Genomic DNA, 14,402 nt, shown 5'->3' with positions numbered 1-14,402 from the left:
TCCAGGCGAATCGACGGGGTGCCTGCGCGACAACCGCGACGTCTTCGCAAGCCGCAAGGAGATCCACCTGGGCCGCCCCGCTGGTTGAGCGACTGCTCAAATCGGTCTATCGTGCGATTTGAGCAGTCGCTCAAACGGTGATGGGGGAGGATGCGCATGCCTGCTGCGGTCGTGGTCGGTGGCGGGATCGGCGGGCTCGCGGCGGCGGTCGCGCTGCACCGGATCGGGTGGCGGGTCACCGTGCTGGAGCGGGCCGGAGCGTTCGGCGAGATCGGGGCGGGGCTGGCGATCTGGCCGAACGCCATGCGGGCGCTGGCCGCCCTCGGCCTGGCCGAGCCGACGGCGGCCGTCGCCGGGGTGGAGACCCGGGGCGGGGTCCGCGACCGGGCGGGGCGCTGGCTGTCGCGGACGGACAACGGCGACGTGGCGCGGCGGCACGGGTGGCCGCTGCTCATGGTGCACCGGGCCGAGCTGCTGAGAGTGCTGCTGACGGCGCTGCCGGCGGAGCTGCTGCGGGCGGGCGGCGAGGTGCGGGCGGTCCGGCCGGACGGCGCCGGGGCAGTGGTCGAGCACGCGGGCGGGCGGGTGCGGGCCGACCTGGTGGTCGGGGCCGACGGGCTGCGCAGCCGGATCCGGGATCAGCTCTGGCCGGAGGCGGGGCCACCCCGGTACGGCGGGTGCACCGCGTGGCGGACGGTGACCGGGCCGCTGGCCGGGAGAGGGACCGACGGGGCGCTGTTCTGGGGGCGGGGCGAGCGGATCGGGTTCGCCGCACTGCCCGGCGGGCGCTTCTACTGCTTCGCGGCGGCCCGGATGCCCGAAGCGAGCCCGGAGGACCCGCACGCGGGGCTCGTGCGCAGGTTCGGCGGCTGGCCGGATCCCGTCCCGGAGCTGCTGGCGGCCGTGCCCGAGGCCGCCGTCCTGCGGCACGACGTCTACGAGACGCCGCCGCTCGCCTCGTACGTCCGCGGCAGGGTGGCGCTGCTGGGGGACGCCGCGCACGCGATGGAGCCGACGCTGGGGCAGGGGGCGGGCACGGCCCTGGAGGACGCGGTCACGCTCGCCGCGTGCCTGCGGACGGACCCGGACCCGGACACGGCACTGGCCCGCTACGACCGGCTGCGACGGCCGCGCACCCGGGCGATCGCGCGCCGCTCGGCCCGGCTGGGGGCGGTCGGCCTGGCCGCCTGGCCGCCGGCTGCCTGGTTACGGGACTCGGCCGCCCGGCTGGTCCCGTCGCGGCTCCTGCTGCGGTCGATGGATCCCGTGCTGTCCTGGGTCCCGCCGGAGGCGGCGGAACGGGGCAGGCCGGGTGGAAGGGCGGGAACCGATGCCTGACTGGACGTACCAGCCGCTGCGGGGGATCGCGGGGGCGCTGCTGGGCGTGCGGCGATCGCAGCGGGCCGCGCTGCGGGTGCTGGCCTGGACGGGGTCGCTGCCCGGCGGCGGGCGGGCGATCGCGCGGCTGCTCGGGCACCGGCATCCGCCGGCGCACCTGGCGGGCACGGTCGGCGGGGGCACGGCTGGCGGCGACATGGTGGACGGCGGCACGGTGGGCGGCGACATGGTGGACGGCGACATGGTGGACGGCGGCACGGTGGGCGGTGGCACGGTCGGCGGGGTCGCGGTGCGCAGCCGGCTGGGGGCGGTGGTGCCGCCGGCGGCGGCACGCGACGCCGTGCGGGCGCTGCCGCCGCTCGGCGCGGGGCTGATCCTCGTGGAGCCCGTCGGGCCCGCCGACGTGCCGGCGGTCCGGCAGGCGGCGGCGGGCAGCCGCGTCCCGGTGCTGGCGGCCACGGCCGATCCGGCCGTGGCCGCCGCCCTGGCGCCGTACGTGGACGCGGTCCTCGCCGCGGGCGGCGGCCCGCACCTCGTGCGGCCCGCCTCCCCGTCCGTCGAGGCGGCGGCCCGCGCCCTCGCGCATCCCGGCAGGGCCGTGCTCGCCACACCGGCCCTGCTGATCGAGGCGGGGCCGGGCTGGTTCGCGCGGGTGACGGAGGCCGCGACGCCGACCGCGCCCGCCCTCTCGCCGCGCGATGTCGGCCGTGATCCCCGCCGGTGGCCCGCCTGGTGGTGGGGGCTGCTGGCGGGGGCGGTCATCGCGGTGGCCGGGCTCGTCGCCGCCGCGGTCTCGCTCGGGCCGGTGCTCCTCTGGTACGACCGCGCCTACCTCGGCATGGACCGCGAGGCGCTGCACGCGGTCAACCACCATCTGATCCACTTCCTGCGCCACGACCGGATCACGCTGGCGGGCACGATGGTGGCCGTCGGCATCCTCTACGCGGGCCTGGCCGCCGGGGGCATGCGCCGCGGGTGGCCGTGGGCGCGCGAGGCGTACCTGGCCTCCGGGTGCGTCGGGTTCGCCGCCGTGCTCTACCTCTTCGTCCACGGGTACGTGGAGCCGCTGCACATGACGCTGACCGTCATCGTGCTCCCCCTGTTCACGGCCGCGATCCGGCGGCCGGCGGGCCGCCCCCGGTGGACGGTGCGCCCGGAAGGCCCGCAACGCGAACGCCGCCGCGCGCTCACCGGCCAGCTCCTCATGGTCATCATCGGGGCCGGGCTGTTCGCCGGCGGCGTGGCCGTGTCGGCCGTCGGCCTCACCGGCGTCTTCGTCCTGAGCGACCTGGAGTACCTGGGGACCGGGCCGGAGACGCTGCGGGCGGCCAACGCCCGGCTGCTGCCGTTCATCGCGCACGACAGGGCGGGGTTCGGCGGGGTGCTGATGGCGGCCGCCGCGGCGATCACCCTGCTCGGCGCGTGGGGATGGCGGCGCGGCGAGTCGTGGGTGTGGTGGACGCTGGCGCTCGCCGCCGTCGCCGGGTTCGCGCCCGCCCTTGCCGCCCACCTGGCCATCGGGTACGTCCACCTGGGGCATCTCGCGCCCGTCCTGGCAGGGGTGATCCTCACGGCGACGGCCCTCGCGCTCTCCCGCCCGTACCTGTGTGCCCGATGATGGTCGGCATGGCCGACACCCGACAGCGTCTGATCGACGGCGCCATCGAGACGCTGCGCGAACGTGGCATCACCGGCACCTCCGCGCGGACGATCGCCGCCACCGCGGGCGTCAACCAGGCGCTGGTGTTCTACCACTTCGGCAGCGTGCCCGAGCTGCTCAAACAGGCGTGCCTGGCGGCCACCGAGGCCAGGGTCCGGCCGTTCCAGGCCCGCATGGAGCAGGTGAGGAGCCTGCGCGAGCTGCTCGACCTGGGCCGCCACCTGCACGCCGAGGAGCGCGCCACCGGCAACGTCACCGTGCTGGCCCAGTTCCTCGCCGGCGCGCAGACCGACCCGGCGCTGGCCGAGGCCACCTCGGCCGCGCTGCACCTGTGGATCGACGCGCTGGAGCGCACCCTGGACCGGCTGCTGGCCGGCTCGCCCGTCGCCGAACTGGCCGACATCCCCGGCCTGGCCCGCGCGGTCGCCGCCGCGTTCATCGGCCTGGAGCTGTTCGAGGGCGTCGACCCGGCGGGCGGGCAGGCGGCGCTCGACGCGCTCGACCGGCTGGCGCTGCTGGCCGAGGTGGTCGACGACCTCGGCCCGGTCGCCCGCCGCGCCCTGCGCGCCAAGCTCCGCAGATCCACCGCCTGATCCCCGGCTCGGTCCCCGGGCGCGTCAGCCGATCGGCCGGCGGCGCGCTGTTCCCCCACCTTCAGAAGCCGATCAGCCGCGGCGCCCGGACGACGGTCCTGAGCATGCCGGGCAGGACGGCCCGCACCTCGCCGAGCGATCCGGGGTCCAGGTCGAGGCGTATCTCGAAGGAGGTCTCGGTCTCCAGCGTGTCGGCGGCCTCAGGGGTCAGGTCCAGCCGGAGCGTCGCGCCGTCCAGCATGATGGAGCGCAGGCCCATGTCGATGCCGAAATCCCTGCCGGTGCCGCCGCCGGTGCCGCGCACGCTCCGGCGCCCCACGTGGTAGCTCTCCCCCGAGCACATCACCATGAACTGCTCCGCCTCGGGCTCGTCGGCCTGACCCGCCAACTGCACCAGGTGCCGGCCGTGCTTCTGGCCATGGGCGAAGGCGCGGGCGGTCATGGTCGTGGCCGGGAGGTAGGCCGACTCCCCGCTGATGGCCGGCGATGGAGGCGGGCGCTCGCCGGTGTGCTTCCAGAGCCAGTCGTAGCGCTCGCCGTACGTGGTGGGCAGCCCGATGGGCGCGGCGGTCGGCAGCGCGGCCAGCAGCCAGCCGGGCGGCTCGTCGCGGGGGAACGCGGTCAGCTCCGCCAGCGCCGCCGGCGCCGGCACGTCATCGAACGGCGCTGCGGCGGAGTCGACGCGGCAGGCATAACCCCTGGTGCCGGGCGAGAACGCCAGCTCGCAGGAGAACCAGGTGCCGGCGCCCCCCTGGTAGGACAGCTCGCGCAGGCGCCGGAACGGCTCGTCCAGGCCCTCGGCGCCGATCTCGTGGCCGTCGCGGACGACGGTGGTCAGCCCGTGCGAGCCGACCTGGGCGTGGTGGACGGTGAGCCGCGACCAGCCCGGCGCGGCGGCGGCCCGGGCGAGATCGCCGATCGCCAGCCGCATGCCGTGGCTCTCGTCCTGCCTGGAGCGCCAGCGCCCGGAGCGCGTGGACAGCCGGGAAACCATGATCATCCTTTCTGGCCGGCGCCGCCGGCGAGCTGGTCGTGCAGCCTGCGGACCGCGCGGAGCAGCCCGCTGTCGCCCTTGCGGGCGGCCATGTCGCGTACCTCGGGGATCTCGCCGCGTGCCCCGCACCACTCGGCGACCGTGCCGGCGAGCGTGACGAACCCGGTCAGGCCGTTGCGCGGCCGCTCACCGGGCGCGGGCAGCAGGACGGGCAGCGCGGCGGCGGCGACCTCCCACACGTGCGCGTGGCCGCCCCGCGCGGCCGCGGCGTCGAGCGCGGCGATCAGGTCGGTCATCCTGACCTGGCCGGCGGCCATGAGGAGCCCGGCCTGACGGCCCAGCGCCGCCGCGGGCAGCTCATCCCGCGCGGCGACCTCCAGCAGCACGTCGACCGACTCGGGCATCTTCGGATCGCCCAGGACGCGGGCGAGGACCGCCGAGAACGCCGCTCCCGCCGGCCCTTCGGCCCGGGCGAGCTCGCGCGCCTCCCGCGGCCCGACGGGGACCTCGTTCCAGACGCGCCTCAGCACGTACGGCATGAGGTGCGCGGCGGCGACCTCACGGTGCGACGGCAGCATCGAGGGCCACCACGCGAGGTGGCCGGCCTCGGCCCTGTGCGGGGCGACGCCCAGCATCAGGTCGACCAGCGGGAGCCCGGTGGGGGTGGCCGTGGCCGTCGGCACCAGCCCGATGGTGTGGTGGTGGCTCCGGTCGTGCCAGTCGTGGTCGCCGCCGGCGTTGCCGCAGGTCCACTCCAGCTCGATCCCGACCTCGGGGCACGTCCACGCGGCGAGCATCGCGCCCGCGGCCGACGTCAGGCGGGCCGCCCGCTCCGCCGCCTCGGGGTCAGGGGTGCGCGGGAGGCGCAGCAGCGCCTGCTGGAGGTCGGCGGCCAGCGGCCTGGCCCCGGCCGCCTCGATGACCTCCAGCCGCCGGACCAGCTCGCCCGCCGCCACGTGCCCGGTGCTGTGCGTGGGCGTGGCCAGCAGCAGCGGCGGGAGGGTGTCCTCCTCGACGGCCCGCAGGACCTCGGCCGCGCGGTGCAGCAGCAGCCGGTGCGGCGGGGCCAGGCTCTCCTGCGGCAGCAAGCGCCGCCAGGCGTGGCGGACGGGCGCGGTGGCGGTCAGGGAACGGGCGGCGCCGTGCAGCCACTGACCAGGCTCCTCCCAGGTGCCCGCGTTGTACTGCCAGGTGTGTGCCTCGATCAGCCAGGAGTACAGCTCCGCGGCCACGCCCGTCCGGTCACGACCGGTGAGCGTGACGAACCCGGCGAGCACCCGTTCCCACTCCTGCCAGGAGCTCGTTCCCTCCCTCATGAGCCCGCCGAGCTCCTCGGCGGACTCGATCGGCGGCGCGACGAGGCGGGCGCGTTCGGGCGCGGCGGGCAGCGGCGGCGGCGCGAAGGCGGGCTCGGCCTCGGCGACCGAGCCGCCCGCGAACGCCTCGGCGGCCAGGCGGCCTAGCCGGGACGGGAGCAGCTCGATCGCCTCCCGCACCGTGGCGCGCCCCTCCTCGTCCATGCCGTCATGGTGGGCGAGAGCCAGCTCGACGGCCTTCTCCTGCAACTCGGCGGAGTCGGCGGCGAACGCGCGGGCCAGCGGCGCGGCGACCAGACCGGCCAGCGCGGGCGTGTGCCGTACGGACCGGTCGAGCCACGCCAGCCCCGCACGCACCAGCTTGCGCTCCGGGCGGAACAGCAGCGACTCCCACGCCTCGGCGAGGTCGTCGGCTGTCAGGCGGGCGTCGGGGAGGCCGGCGCAGCCGCGCAGGCGCTTCATGGCCAGCTCGGCGACCGGGCCGGGCGACGCGGGCAGCAGCCGCAGGTAGTCGCGGGCGTGGGCGGCGGACTCGGCCGGCGACGGGTCCAGCGCCTCGTGCAGACGGACGAAGAACCGCAGCTCGTTGACCGTCCCGCCGAGCAGGAAGCGGCGCACGCAGCCTTCGGCCAGCGCCTCCCGCTTCGCCCGGTCGGCCTTCGCCAGCTCCAGCAGCGCCCCCAGCCAGCCCGCGCGCGGATCGCTCTCCCACTGGAGCACCCGGCCCACACCTTCGGCCTCGAACAGCCGCGGCAGCAGGTGGTCGAGCAGCGGGTCGTTGCGGAGCCGCGACGGCCTGCGGTTCACCCACCCGGCCACCAGCGGGTCGTGCGGCGGCGGCGCCACGCCTGTCTCGCGCAGCAGCGCCAGGGCCAGCGCCGTGCCGCGGTCGTCGGAGACGCGCATCCGCAGCACCAGCCGCTCGGCCAGGTCGGCGCGCCAGGCCGCCGGCCGGTCGGCGAGCACCGCCGAGACGAGGTCCACGTCGTCGTCGGGACCCGCCCATTGTGGGGCGAAGTCACGCCGGTACAGCCAGGACGCCACGGCCGCCGCGCCGCCCAGGGCGCCCGCGCCCGCGACCCGCAACACCCCCGCGTAGGCGACCAGCCCGTCGTCCCACCGGTCGAACCGGCCCCGCAACTCCTTCAGCAACGCCGGCAGCCGCGCCGCGACCTCCTTGCGCCCCTCGTCGTCCAGCGCCCTGACGACCTCGGCGAGCCGATCGGCGCGCCGTGCCTCGATCAGCTCCCTGACCGTACCCCAGTGATCCATGGCGGGGACGCTAACGAGCCCCGACGACACTTTCCGGTCATGGCCGCCGCCCCCGGCGCACTCCCGCCGGTGCATCTGGCCGTGGTCGTCGTCGCCGAGGGCGGCGCGTGCCGACCGCGTGAGCAACGCGTCCAGGAGGTCAACCAGCAGACAGAGCGGCAGGCGTGAGTAGCTCCGTGTGTCCCGTCGGTGTCTCGCCTCGGCTGTCGGCAGGCGCGGATCCCGCCGGCACGACGTGAGACCTGCCCGCGCGGGGCCGGTCTCACCCCGTCCGAACTAGACTCCGAGCGTGGGAGACAACGAACTGGGCGCGTTCCTGCGCGCCAGGCGCGAGAGCGTCACGCCCGGCAACGTGGGGCTCCCCGACGGCCCGCGCCGCCGCACACCCGGACTGCGGCGTGCCGAGCTGGCCACGCTCGCCGGGGTCAGCGTGGAGTACCTCACGCGGCTGGAGCAGGGACGCGACCGCCGCCCGTCCCCCGAGATCCTCGCCGCGCTCGGCGACGCGCTGCGGCTGACCACCGAGGAGCGGGTCCATCTGCACCGGCTGGTCAAGGCGGGCAGCGGCGGCGGCTGCCAGGCGGCCGCGCGGCCCGTCCGCGAGGTGCGCCCCACCGTGCGGGCGCTGCTCGACCGGCTGGAACCCGCGCCGGCGATGGTGGTCGACCGGCTCGGCGAACTGCTGGCGTGGACGGCAGGCTTCGAGCGGCTCGCGGGCCCCGCGGGGCTGCTGGAGAGTAGTCCTCCCAGCCTTCCCCGTTTCGTCTTCACCGATGCCCGAGCGCTGTCCGCCTTCCCCGAATGGGACAGGGTGGCCGACGAGCGCGCCGCCGAGCTGCGGGCCGCGGCCTCCCTCGGCGACGTCCACGCCCGGCACCTGGCCGACGAGCTGACCGCCGTGGCGGGCGCCCGGTTCCGCGGCAGGTTCGAGGCGTCGGCGGCGCTGCCGTCGCGCGCGGGCGCCGAGCGGTGGGCGCACCCCGAGGCAGGGGAGCTGGCGCTGGCCTACGAGAGCATGGAGCTGGCGGAGACCGACGAGCAGCGCCTGGTCGTCTACCTGGCCGCCGACGACGCCACGGCGGCGGCGCTGGATTCCTTGGTACGTCCCTCGTGCGCCGCACCCCGCTGACCCGGCGGGCCGCCGTTGGATCCCCGCATCATGGTCACTTGAGGTCCGGTCAGACGGCGAAGTGTCGCATCCGTGGGCGGCGTTCCCGCCGACGAGCGCTCCGACGCCAAGATGACCGTCCCGATGGAGAACGTTCGCCCCACGTCGAGGAAGAGGGGCAGGATTTGCCAGCGCCGCCCGGTAGCGCCGAGCGGGCCATCGTAGGAGCGGGCCTCGCGCGGTCAGTTGTGCCGTCCCCACCCTCTGCTCCGCTGTTCCTTCTGCACCTCTTCACGTGCGGCCTTGAGCGCCTCCGCGCTGGTGGTCCTGCCGTCCCTCTCGGCGTCTCTGATGGCCTTCTCCGCGAACCTGTCCTGGACGCCGAGTTCACGCAGCCGAGACCCGTTCACGTTCGCTTGATGCTGTGCGCTCTCCTCCGCCGCCTTCTGTGCCTTGGGAGGCGGCGCATTGTCCGCGGAGCCTCCTCGGCCGAACCAGCCTCTGGCCTCCAGACGCTGGCCGCCGCGAGGTGCGGGACCTTCCATCGAGGGCCCTCGCCCGACGGGAACCCGGCCGCCTGCCCCGGCATAGGCCGGTGGCGGGCCGCCGGGGCGTTTCAGGTTGCGGATCAGGTTTTCCAGAGCCGGGTTGGTCAATGATCGGGGAGGCTTCTCGGGCGATGGACCGCTTGAGGCAGCGGATGATCTCCTTGCGCCGCCGCTTGATCCCGAAGGGATCAGTTCGGCAGGTTCTCCAGGGTCAGTGACCAGGGGTAGCTGTCGACGCGTTCGGCTCCGGAGCTTGGCGGGTGTGGCTCGAACTGGCCGGGGCCGAGCAGGATGCGGACGCCTTCGGCGCGGAGCCGGTCGACGCTGTGCCGGAACGGGGTGCGTGAGGCCAGTGCCGTGTTGACGAAGGGCAGGATCACCACCGGGATGCCGAGTCCGGGTGCTTCGGAGAGCAGGCCGAGGGCGTAGGTGTCGGCGATGCCGTGGGCGAACTTGTTGATGGTGTTGTAGGTGGCCGGGGCGACGATGATGGCGCCGGCACGGGGTGACTTGGGCTCGTCCGGCTTGCGGTACCTGCTGCGGACGGGACGGCTGGTCTGCTTCTCCAGTCCGGCGACGTCGATGAAGTCGAGTGCCGATGGGGTGGCGATGATCTGGACGGTCCAGCCGGCGTCTTGGGCGAGGGTGACGAGGCGGCCGACGTCGGGGGCGGGGCCGGCGGCACAGACGATGATGTAGAGGACCTTGCCGGGTTGGGTCACGCGATCACTTCCAGGGTTGCCGCGTACTCGCTGGCTTCGCGGCGGACGCTGATCGGGGCGGTTGCCAGGATGTCACGTAGAGGCCGGAGGGCCGCGGGGCGGCCCGTGATCTCCTCGGGGGCGCGTACGCCCGCAACGCGTGGAGGGCCTTGTCGTGCCGGTTCCCCGTGGGTGTCACGTGTCGAGCAGGTCGAGGGCGATGTCGACGATCATGTCTTCCTGGCCGCCGACGAGGCGGCGCCTGCCGACTTCGAGCAGGATGGTCCGCACGTCGATGCCGTACTGGCGGGAGGCCGCCTCGGCGTGGCGCAGGAAGCTGGAGTACGCGCCGGCGTAGCCGAGGGTGAGGGTTTCGCGGTCCACCTGGACGGGGCGGTCCTGGAGAGGGCGGACGATGTCGTCGGCGGCGTCCTGGAGGGCGAACAGGTCGCAGCCGTGTTTCCACTCGTTGAGGTTGGCGACGGCCACGAAGGGTTCGATGGGGCAGTTGCCGGCGCCCGCGCCGTGTCCGGCCAGGGAGGCGTCCACGCGGGTCACGCCCTCCTCGACGGCGACGACGGAGTTGGCCACGGCCAGGGAGAGGTTCTGGTGGGCGTGGATGCCGAGCTGGGTGCCGGGGTCGAGGACGTCGCGGTAGGCGCGGACGCGGTCGCGGACGCCGTCCATGGTGAGGCGGCCGCCGGAGTCGGTGACGTAGACGCAGTGAGCGCCGTAGGACTCCATGAGCTTGGCCTGTCGCGCCAGTTCGGCGGGGGGCGCCATGTGGCTGAGCATGAGGAAGCCGGCCACGTCCATGCCGATCTCGCGGGCGGTGGCGATGTGCTGGGCGGCGACGTCCGCCTCGGTGCAGTGGGTGGCGATGCGGATGGAGCGCACGCCGAGGGAGTAGGCGTGCTTGAGCTCGGCGATGGTGCCGATGCCGGGCAGCAGGAGGGTGGTGAGTTTGGCCTGCTCGATGTGGGCGGCGGCCGCCTCGATCCATTCCCAGTCGGTGTTGCTGCCGGGGCCGTAGTTGATGGAGGCTCCGGCGAGGCCGTCGCCGTGGGCGACCTCGATGGCGTCCACGCCGGCGGCGTCGAGGGCGGTGACGATGCGGCCGACGTCGGCGGGGGAGATGCGGTGTCGTACGGCGTGCATGCCGTCTCTGAGGGTGACGTCCTGGATGTAGAGGGTCATGCGGTGGCTCCTGCGATGCGCTCGGCGACGCGCAGCGCGGCCGAGGTCATGATGTCGAGGTTGCCGGCGTAGGCGGGCAGGTAGTGGGCGGCGCCCTCCACCTCCAGGAACACCGACACGCGGGTGGTGACCGGCTCGGGGGTGAGCGTCGTGACGGGCTCGTCGATCGGGGTGAACTGCACGTCCTGCTTGAGGCGATAGCCGGGGACGTACGTGGCGACCTCGGCCACCATCTCCTCGACGGAGGCCCGGATGGCGTCGTGGCCGGCGTCACCGATGAGGCAGAAGACGGTGTCGCGCATGATGAGCGGCGGGTCGGCCGGGTTGAGGACGATGATCGCCTTCCCGCGGGCGGCGCCGCCGACGCTCTCGATGGCGGCCGAGGTGGTCTCGGTGAACTCGTCGATGTTGGCCCGGGTGCCGGGGCCGGCCGACTTCGAGGCGATGGAGGCGACGATCTCGGCGTACGCGACGGAGGTGATGCGGGAGACGGCGTGCACGATGGGGATGGTGGCCTGGCCGCCGCAGGTGACCATGTTGAGGTTGTTCGTGCCGAGGTGGGCGTCGAGGTTGACCGGGGGGACGACGAACGGGCCGATCGCCGCAGGGGTGAGGTCGATCAGAGTCTTGCCGTACGGCTCCAGCTTGGCGGCGTTGGCGATGTGGGCCTTGGCGGAGGTGGCGTCGAAGACGATGTCGAGGTCGGCGAAGCCGTCCATGGCGATCAGGCCGTCCACGCCCTCGTGGGTGGTGGGCACCTTGAGGCGGCGAGCGCGGGCCAGGCCGTCGGAGTCGGGGTCGATGCCGACCATGGCGCCCATCTCCAGGGGGCCGGAGCGGCGGAGCACCTTGATCATCAGGTCGGTGCCGATGTTGCCGGAGCCGATCACGGCCACCTTGGTCTTGTTCATGCGTTGTCCTCGAAGGTCACGGCCACCGTGCCGAGTCCGGAAATGTCGGCCTTTACGGTGAGGCCGGGGGAGACGGGGACCATCGGGCCCAGAGCGCCGGACAGGATCACCTGGCCCGCGCGCAGCGGGTCGCCGAAGTCGCGTGCGGTGCGGGCCAGCCAGAGCAGCGCGGTGAGCGGGTCGCCGAGGCAGGCGGCGCCGCTGCCCTGGGAGACGACCTGGTCGCCGGCGTACATCCGCATGGTGGTTTCGACGGGCTCGAACGCGCTCAGCGGCAGCCGCTCCGAGCCGAGCGCGTACAGGCCGCTGGAGGCGTTGTCGGCGACGGTGTCGGTGATCGTGATGTCCCAGCCGGCGATGCGGCTGTCCACGATCTCCAAGGCGGGGACGGCGTACTCGACGGCTGCCCGCACCGCCGCCAGGTCGAGATCGCCCGACAGGTCGCAGGAGAGCATGAAGGCGATCTCGGCCTCGACCTTCGGCTGCAGGAGCCGCCCGGTGGGGGCCGTGCCGGTCACTTCCATGTCCGCGAAGAGCACGCCGAAGTCCGGCTGGTCCACGCCGAGCTGCTGCTGCACGGCGGGGGAGGTGAGGCCGATCTTCCGGCCCGTCACGGGGGCGGTGCGGCGGGCGTTCAGGCGGCGCTGGACCTCGTAGGCGTCCGCGACGTCGGTGATGAGGTCGCGGACCGGCCGGCACGGCCTGCCGGTGAGAGCCGCGTCCGCCAGCCGGTCCACGGCCTCGTCCACGGCCTCGTCCACGCCGGTCATCGCGCACCCTCCGCGGTGGCGACCGCGAAGCCCGCGATCCACTCGGGGATGGCGCGGTAGAAGCGAGAGGTGAGCCGGTACTCGCCGGTGGCGGCGAGCGAGGCGAACGCGGCGATCCACGTCCGGACCTCGTGCGCCGAACCGCCGCCCTCGGCGCCCATCCACTCCACGCTCCAGCCGTCCACGTCCTCCAGCCGGCCGCTCGCGAGGGTGTCGAGGACCAGGTTGTCCCAGGCCGGGTTGATGGGGGTCATCGCGGTCGAACCGGCGGCGTAGTCACGACCGGCCTGGATCACGCGCTGCTCGCCTCGTGCCCGCTGCTCCGGGGTGGGCGGGTGGCCCTCGATGAGGGCGTCGGCGACGCGGGGCGGCGCGCCGTCCAGCACGGGGACGGGCGGGTCGTGCGACAGCCCGCCGGAGCCGAGGAACAGCACCCGCCGGTCCAGCTCGGCGGCTGCCGCGCCGACGGCGGTGCCGAGTGCGCGGACGCGGCGGACCGGGCCGAGCGGGGTGGCGACCCCGTTGACGAAGACCGGCACGACAGGGACCTGGTCGATGCCGCCGAACAGCACCTCCAGTGGCTGCACGAAGCCGTGGTCCACGGTCATCCGCGCCGAGATCGTCAGATCGACGCCCCGCCCCAGCACGCCGCGGGCGATGGCGCGGGCGGCCTCGGTGTCCACCGACAGGGGTCCGGCGGCCGAGCTGAAGTCCCCGACCGCGTGGGCCTGCGTCGCCAGGCAGAACGGCGGCATCTCCTTGTAGAAGAAGCCGTTGTAGTGGTCGGGCGCGTACAGCACGACCAGCTCGGGATCGAAGGCGCGGACGAAGGCCCGGGCCTCGTCCACGGCGGCGTCCACGGCCGCGATCACGCCGGGCGCGGGGTCGTTCTTGCCGATGAGCGGGGAGTGGGACAGGCCGACGGCTACGGCACTCATGAGGAGATCTCCTTGATGACGAGTTTGCCGGTGAGCCGCCCGTCGATCATGAGCTGGAAACCCTTGTGGATCTCGTCCAGCGGGAGCGTGCGGTCGATCACCGGGCGCAGGCCCGTGGCGTCCATCATGTTCAGCAGCGCGACCAGCTCGCCGCGGGTGCAGCCGGTGGAGCCGAGGATGCGCTGCTGCAGGTAGAAGACCCGGCCGAGGTCGGCGGGCGGGTTGGTGCCGCTGGTGGCGCCGGCGATGACGACGGTGCCGCCGGGACGCAACGACTTCAGCGAGTGCGACCAGGTGGCCTCGCCGACCGTCTCGATCACCACGTCGACGCGCTCGGGCAGCCGCTCCCCGGTCGGCACGGCCGCCCGCGCGCCCCAGGCGACGGCCTGGGCGCGCTTGTCCTCGCTGCGGCTGGTCGCGTAGACGACGGTGCCGGCGGCGACGGCCAGCTTGATCGCGGCCGAGGCGACACCGCCGCCCGCGCCCTGCACCAGCACCCGGTCGCCGGCCTTGATCCGCGCCTGGGTGAACAGCATCCGGTACGCGGTCGTCCACGCGACCGGCAGGCACGCGGCCTCGTCGAACGACAACCACGACGGCTTGGGGATCAGGTTACGGGCCGGCACGGTCAGGTACTCGGCGAAGGCGCCGTTGTGCTGCTCGGACAGCAGTGCCCGGTTCGGGTCCAGCGTCTCGTCACCACGTCCGGCGTCGGGATCGGCGATGACGGGGTGCACGATGACCTCGTTGCCGTCCTCGTCGTAGCCGGCGGCGTCGCAGCCGAGGATGATCGGCAGCCGTTCGGGCGGGTGGCCGACACCACGCAGCGTCCACAGGTCGTGCATGTTGAGTGAGGACGAGACGACCCGGACGATCGACCAGCCCGGCCGGGGTTCGGGCTTGGGAACGTCGCCCAGGACGAGCCCGGCCAGCGGGTCGGTCGCGCTCTGGGAGACGGCGGTGGCGGCAAGCATGCCCTCACGGTGTCCGACGATGACCGGCACGGGACAGCTCGTGTGCCGTCGTACGGAACGACCGTTGGAAGGCGGCGCGTCC

Annotated in this window: 14 protein-coding genes; 5 read left to right on the top strand and 9 right to left on the bottom strand. The window is 74.4% G+C overall.

The window, feature by feature from the left end:
- The first annotated feature begins 156 nt into the window (after positions 1-156).
- From FHU36_RS04520 to FHU36_RS04510, 3 genes are read left to right on the top strand one after another with little or no spacing between them, the layout of a single operon-like run.
- Positions 157-1,338 (top strand): FAD-dependent monooxygenase, encoded by a 1,182-nt coding sequence (locus tag FHU36_RS04520; protein ID WP_221495769.1) that lies wholly within the window; start codon positions 157-159, stop codon positions 1,336-1,338.
- Positions 1,331-2,956, top strand: coding sequence for a hypothetical protein (locus FHU36_RS04515; RefSeq protein ID WP_185082525.1), 1,626 nt, complete (start codon positions 1,331-1,333; stop codon positions 2,954-2,956). The genes FHU36_RS04520 and FHU36_RS04515 overlap by 8 nt, the downstream gene beginning before the upstream one ends.
- An 8-nt stretch (positions 2,957-2,964) precedes the next feature.
- Entirely contained in the window at positions 2,965-3,591 is a 627-nt protein-coding gene (locus FHU36_RS04510; RefSeq protein ID WP_185082524.1) for a TetR/AcrR family transcriptional regulator, read from the top strand.
- 61 nt (positions 3,592-3,652) lie between these two features.
- On the opposite strand, the gene FHU36_RS04505 is transcribed toward FHU36_RS04510, so the two are convergent.
- Together FHU36_RS04505 and FHU36_RS04500 are read right to left on the bottom strand one after the other, a co-directional pair.
- Positions 3,653-4,585, bottom strand: coding sequence for a hypothetical protein (locus FHU36_RS04505; RefSeq protein WP_185082523.1), 933 nt, complete (start codon positions 4,583-4,585; stop codon positions 3,653-3,655).
- A gap of 2 nt (positions 4,586-4,587) precedes the next feature.
- Positions 4,588-7,173 (bottom strand): DUF7824 domain-containing protein, encoded by a 2,586-nt coding sequence (locus FHU36_RS04500; protein ID WP_185082522.1) that lies wholly within the window; start codon positions 7,171-7,173, stop codon positions 4,588-4,590.
- A gap of 39 nt (positions 7,174-7,212) precedes the next feature.
- Here FHU36_RS04500 and FHU36_RS45465 point away from each other — a divergent pair, with 39 nt between their 5' ends.
- Both FHU36_RS45465 and FHU36_RS04495 read left to right on the top strand, forming a co-directional pair.
- Positions 7,213-7,341: a hypothetical protein gene (locus tag FHU36_RS45465; protein WP_281394152.1), complete on the top strand. Its 129-nt coding sequence runs from the start codon at positions 7,213-7,215 to the stop codon at positions 7,339-7,341.
- Between the two features lie 121 nt (positions 7,342-7,462).
- Positions 7,463-8,302, top strand: a complete 840-nt coding sequence (locus FHU36_RS04495) for a helix-turn-helix domain-containing protein (protein ID WP_185082521.1) — start codon at positions 7,463-7,465, stop codon at positions 8,300-8,302.
- A 221-nt stretch (positions 8,303-8,523) separates the two neighbouring features.
- Here the strand turns inward: FHU36_RS04495 and FHU36_RS04490 are convergent, their stop codons facing one another.
- The 7 genes from FHU36_RS04490 to FHU36_RS04460 form a co-directional block, all read right to left on the bottom strand.
- Positions 8,524-8,691, bottom strand: a complete 168-nt coding sequence (locus tag FHU36_RS04490) for a hypothetical protein (protein WP_185082520.1) — start codon at positions 8,689-8,691, stop codon at positions 8,524-8,526.
- A gap of 326 nt (positions 8,692-9,017) precedes the next feature.
- Entirely contained in the window at positions 9,018-9,551 is a 534-nt protein-coding gene (locus FHU36_RS04485) for a flavoprotein (protein WP_185082519.1), read from the bottom strand.
- Between the two features lie 174 nt (positions 9,552-9,725).
- On the bottom strand, positions 9,726-10,727 hold the full coding sequence (gene dmpG, locus FHU36_RS04480; protein WP_185082518.1) for a 4-hydroxy-2-oxovalerate aldolase: 1,002 nt from the start codon (positions 10,725-10,727) through the stop codon (positions 9,726-9,728).
- Entirely contained in the window at positions 10,724-11,638 is a 915-nt protein-coding gene (locus tag FHU36_RS04475) for an acetaldehyde dehydrogenase (acetylating) (RefSeq protein ID WP_185082517.1), read from the bottom strand. The genes dmpG and FHU36_RS04475 overlap by 4 nt, the downstream gene beginning before the upstream one ends.
- The gene (locus tag FHU36_RS04470) at positions 11,635-12,408 is read right to left on the bottom strand and encodes a 2-keto-4-pentenoate hydratase (RefSeq protein ID WP_185082516.1); all 774 of its coding nucleotides are present in this window, start codon (positions 12,406-12,408) and stop codon (positions 11,635-11,637) included. Before FHU36_RS04470 ends, FHU36_RS04475 begins: the two co-directional genes overlap by 4 nt.
- A complete protein-coding gene (locus FHU36_RS04465; RefSeq protein ID WP_185082515.1) occupies positions 12,405-13,346 on the bottom strand; it encodes a 3-carboxyethylcatechol 2,3-dioxygenase in 942 nt (313 codons plus the stop codon). The genes FHU36_RS04470 and FHU36_RS04465 overlap by 4 nt, the downstream gene beginning before the upstream one ends.
- Positions 13,343-14,320 carry a zinc-binding dehydrogenase gene (locus FHU36_RS04460; RefSeq protein ID WP_185082514.1) on the bottom strand — a complete coding sequence of 326 codons (978 nt, stop codon included), beginning with the start codon at positions 14,318-14,320 and terminating at the stop codon, positions 13,343-13,345. The genes FHU36_RS04465 and FHU36_RS04460 overlap by 4 nt, the downstream gene beginning before the upstream one ends.
- Positions 14,321-14,402 lie beyond the last annotated feature (82 nt).

This window comes from Nonomuraea muscovyensis (assembly GCF_014207745.1).
Classification (GTDB): domain Bacteria; phylum Actinomycetota; class Actinomycetes; order Streptosporangiales; family Streptosporangiaceae; genus Nonomuraea; species Nonomuraea muscovyensis.
The sequence above is the reverse complement of the archived record's forward strand: the minus strand, read 5'-3'. Positions and strand labels throughout refer to the sequence as shown.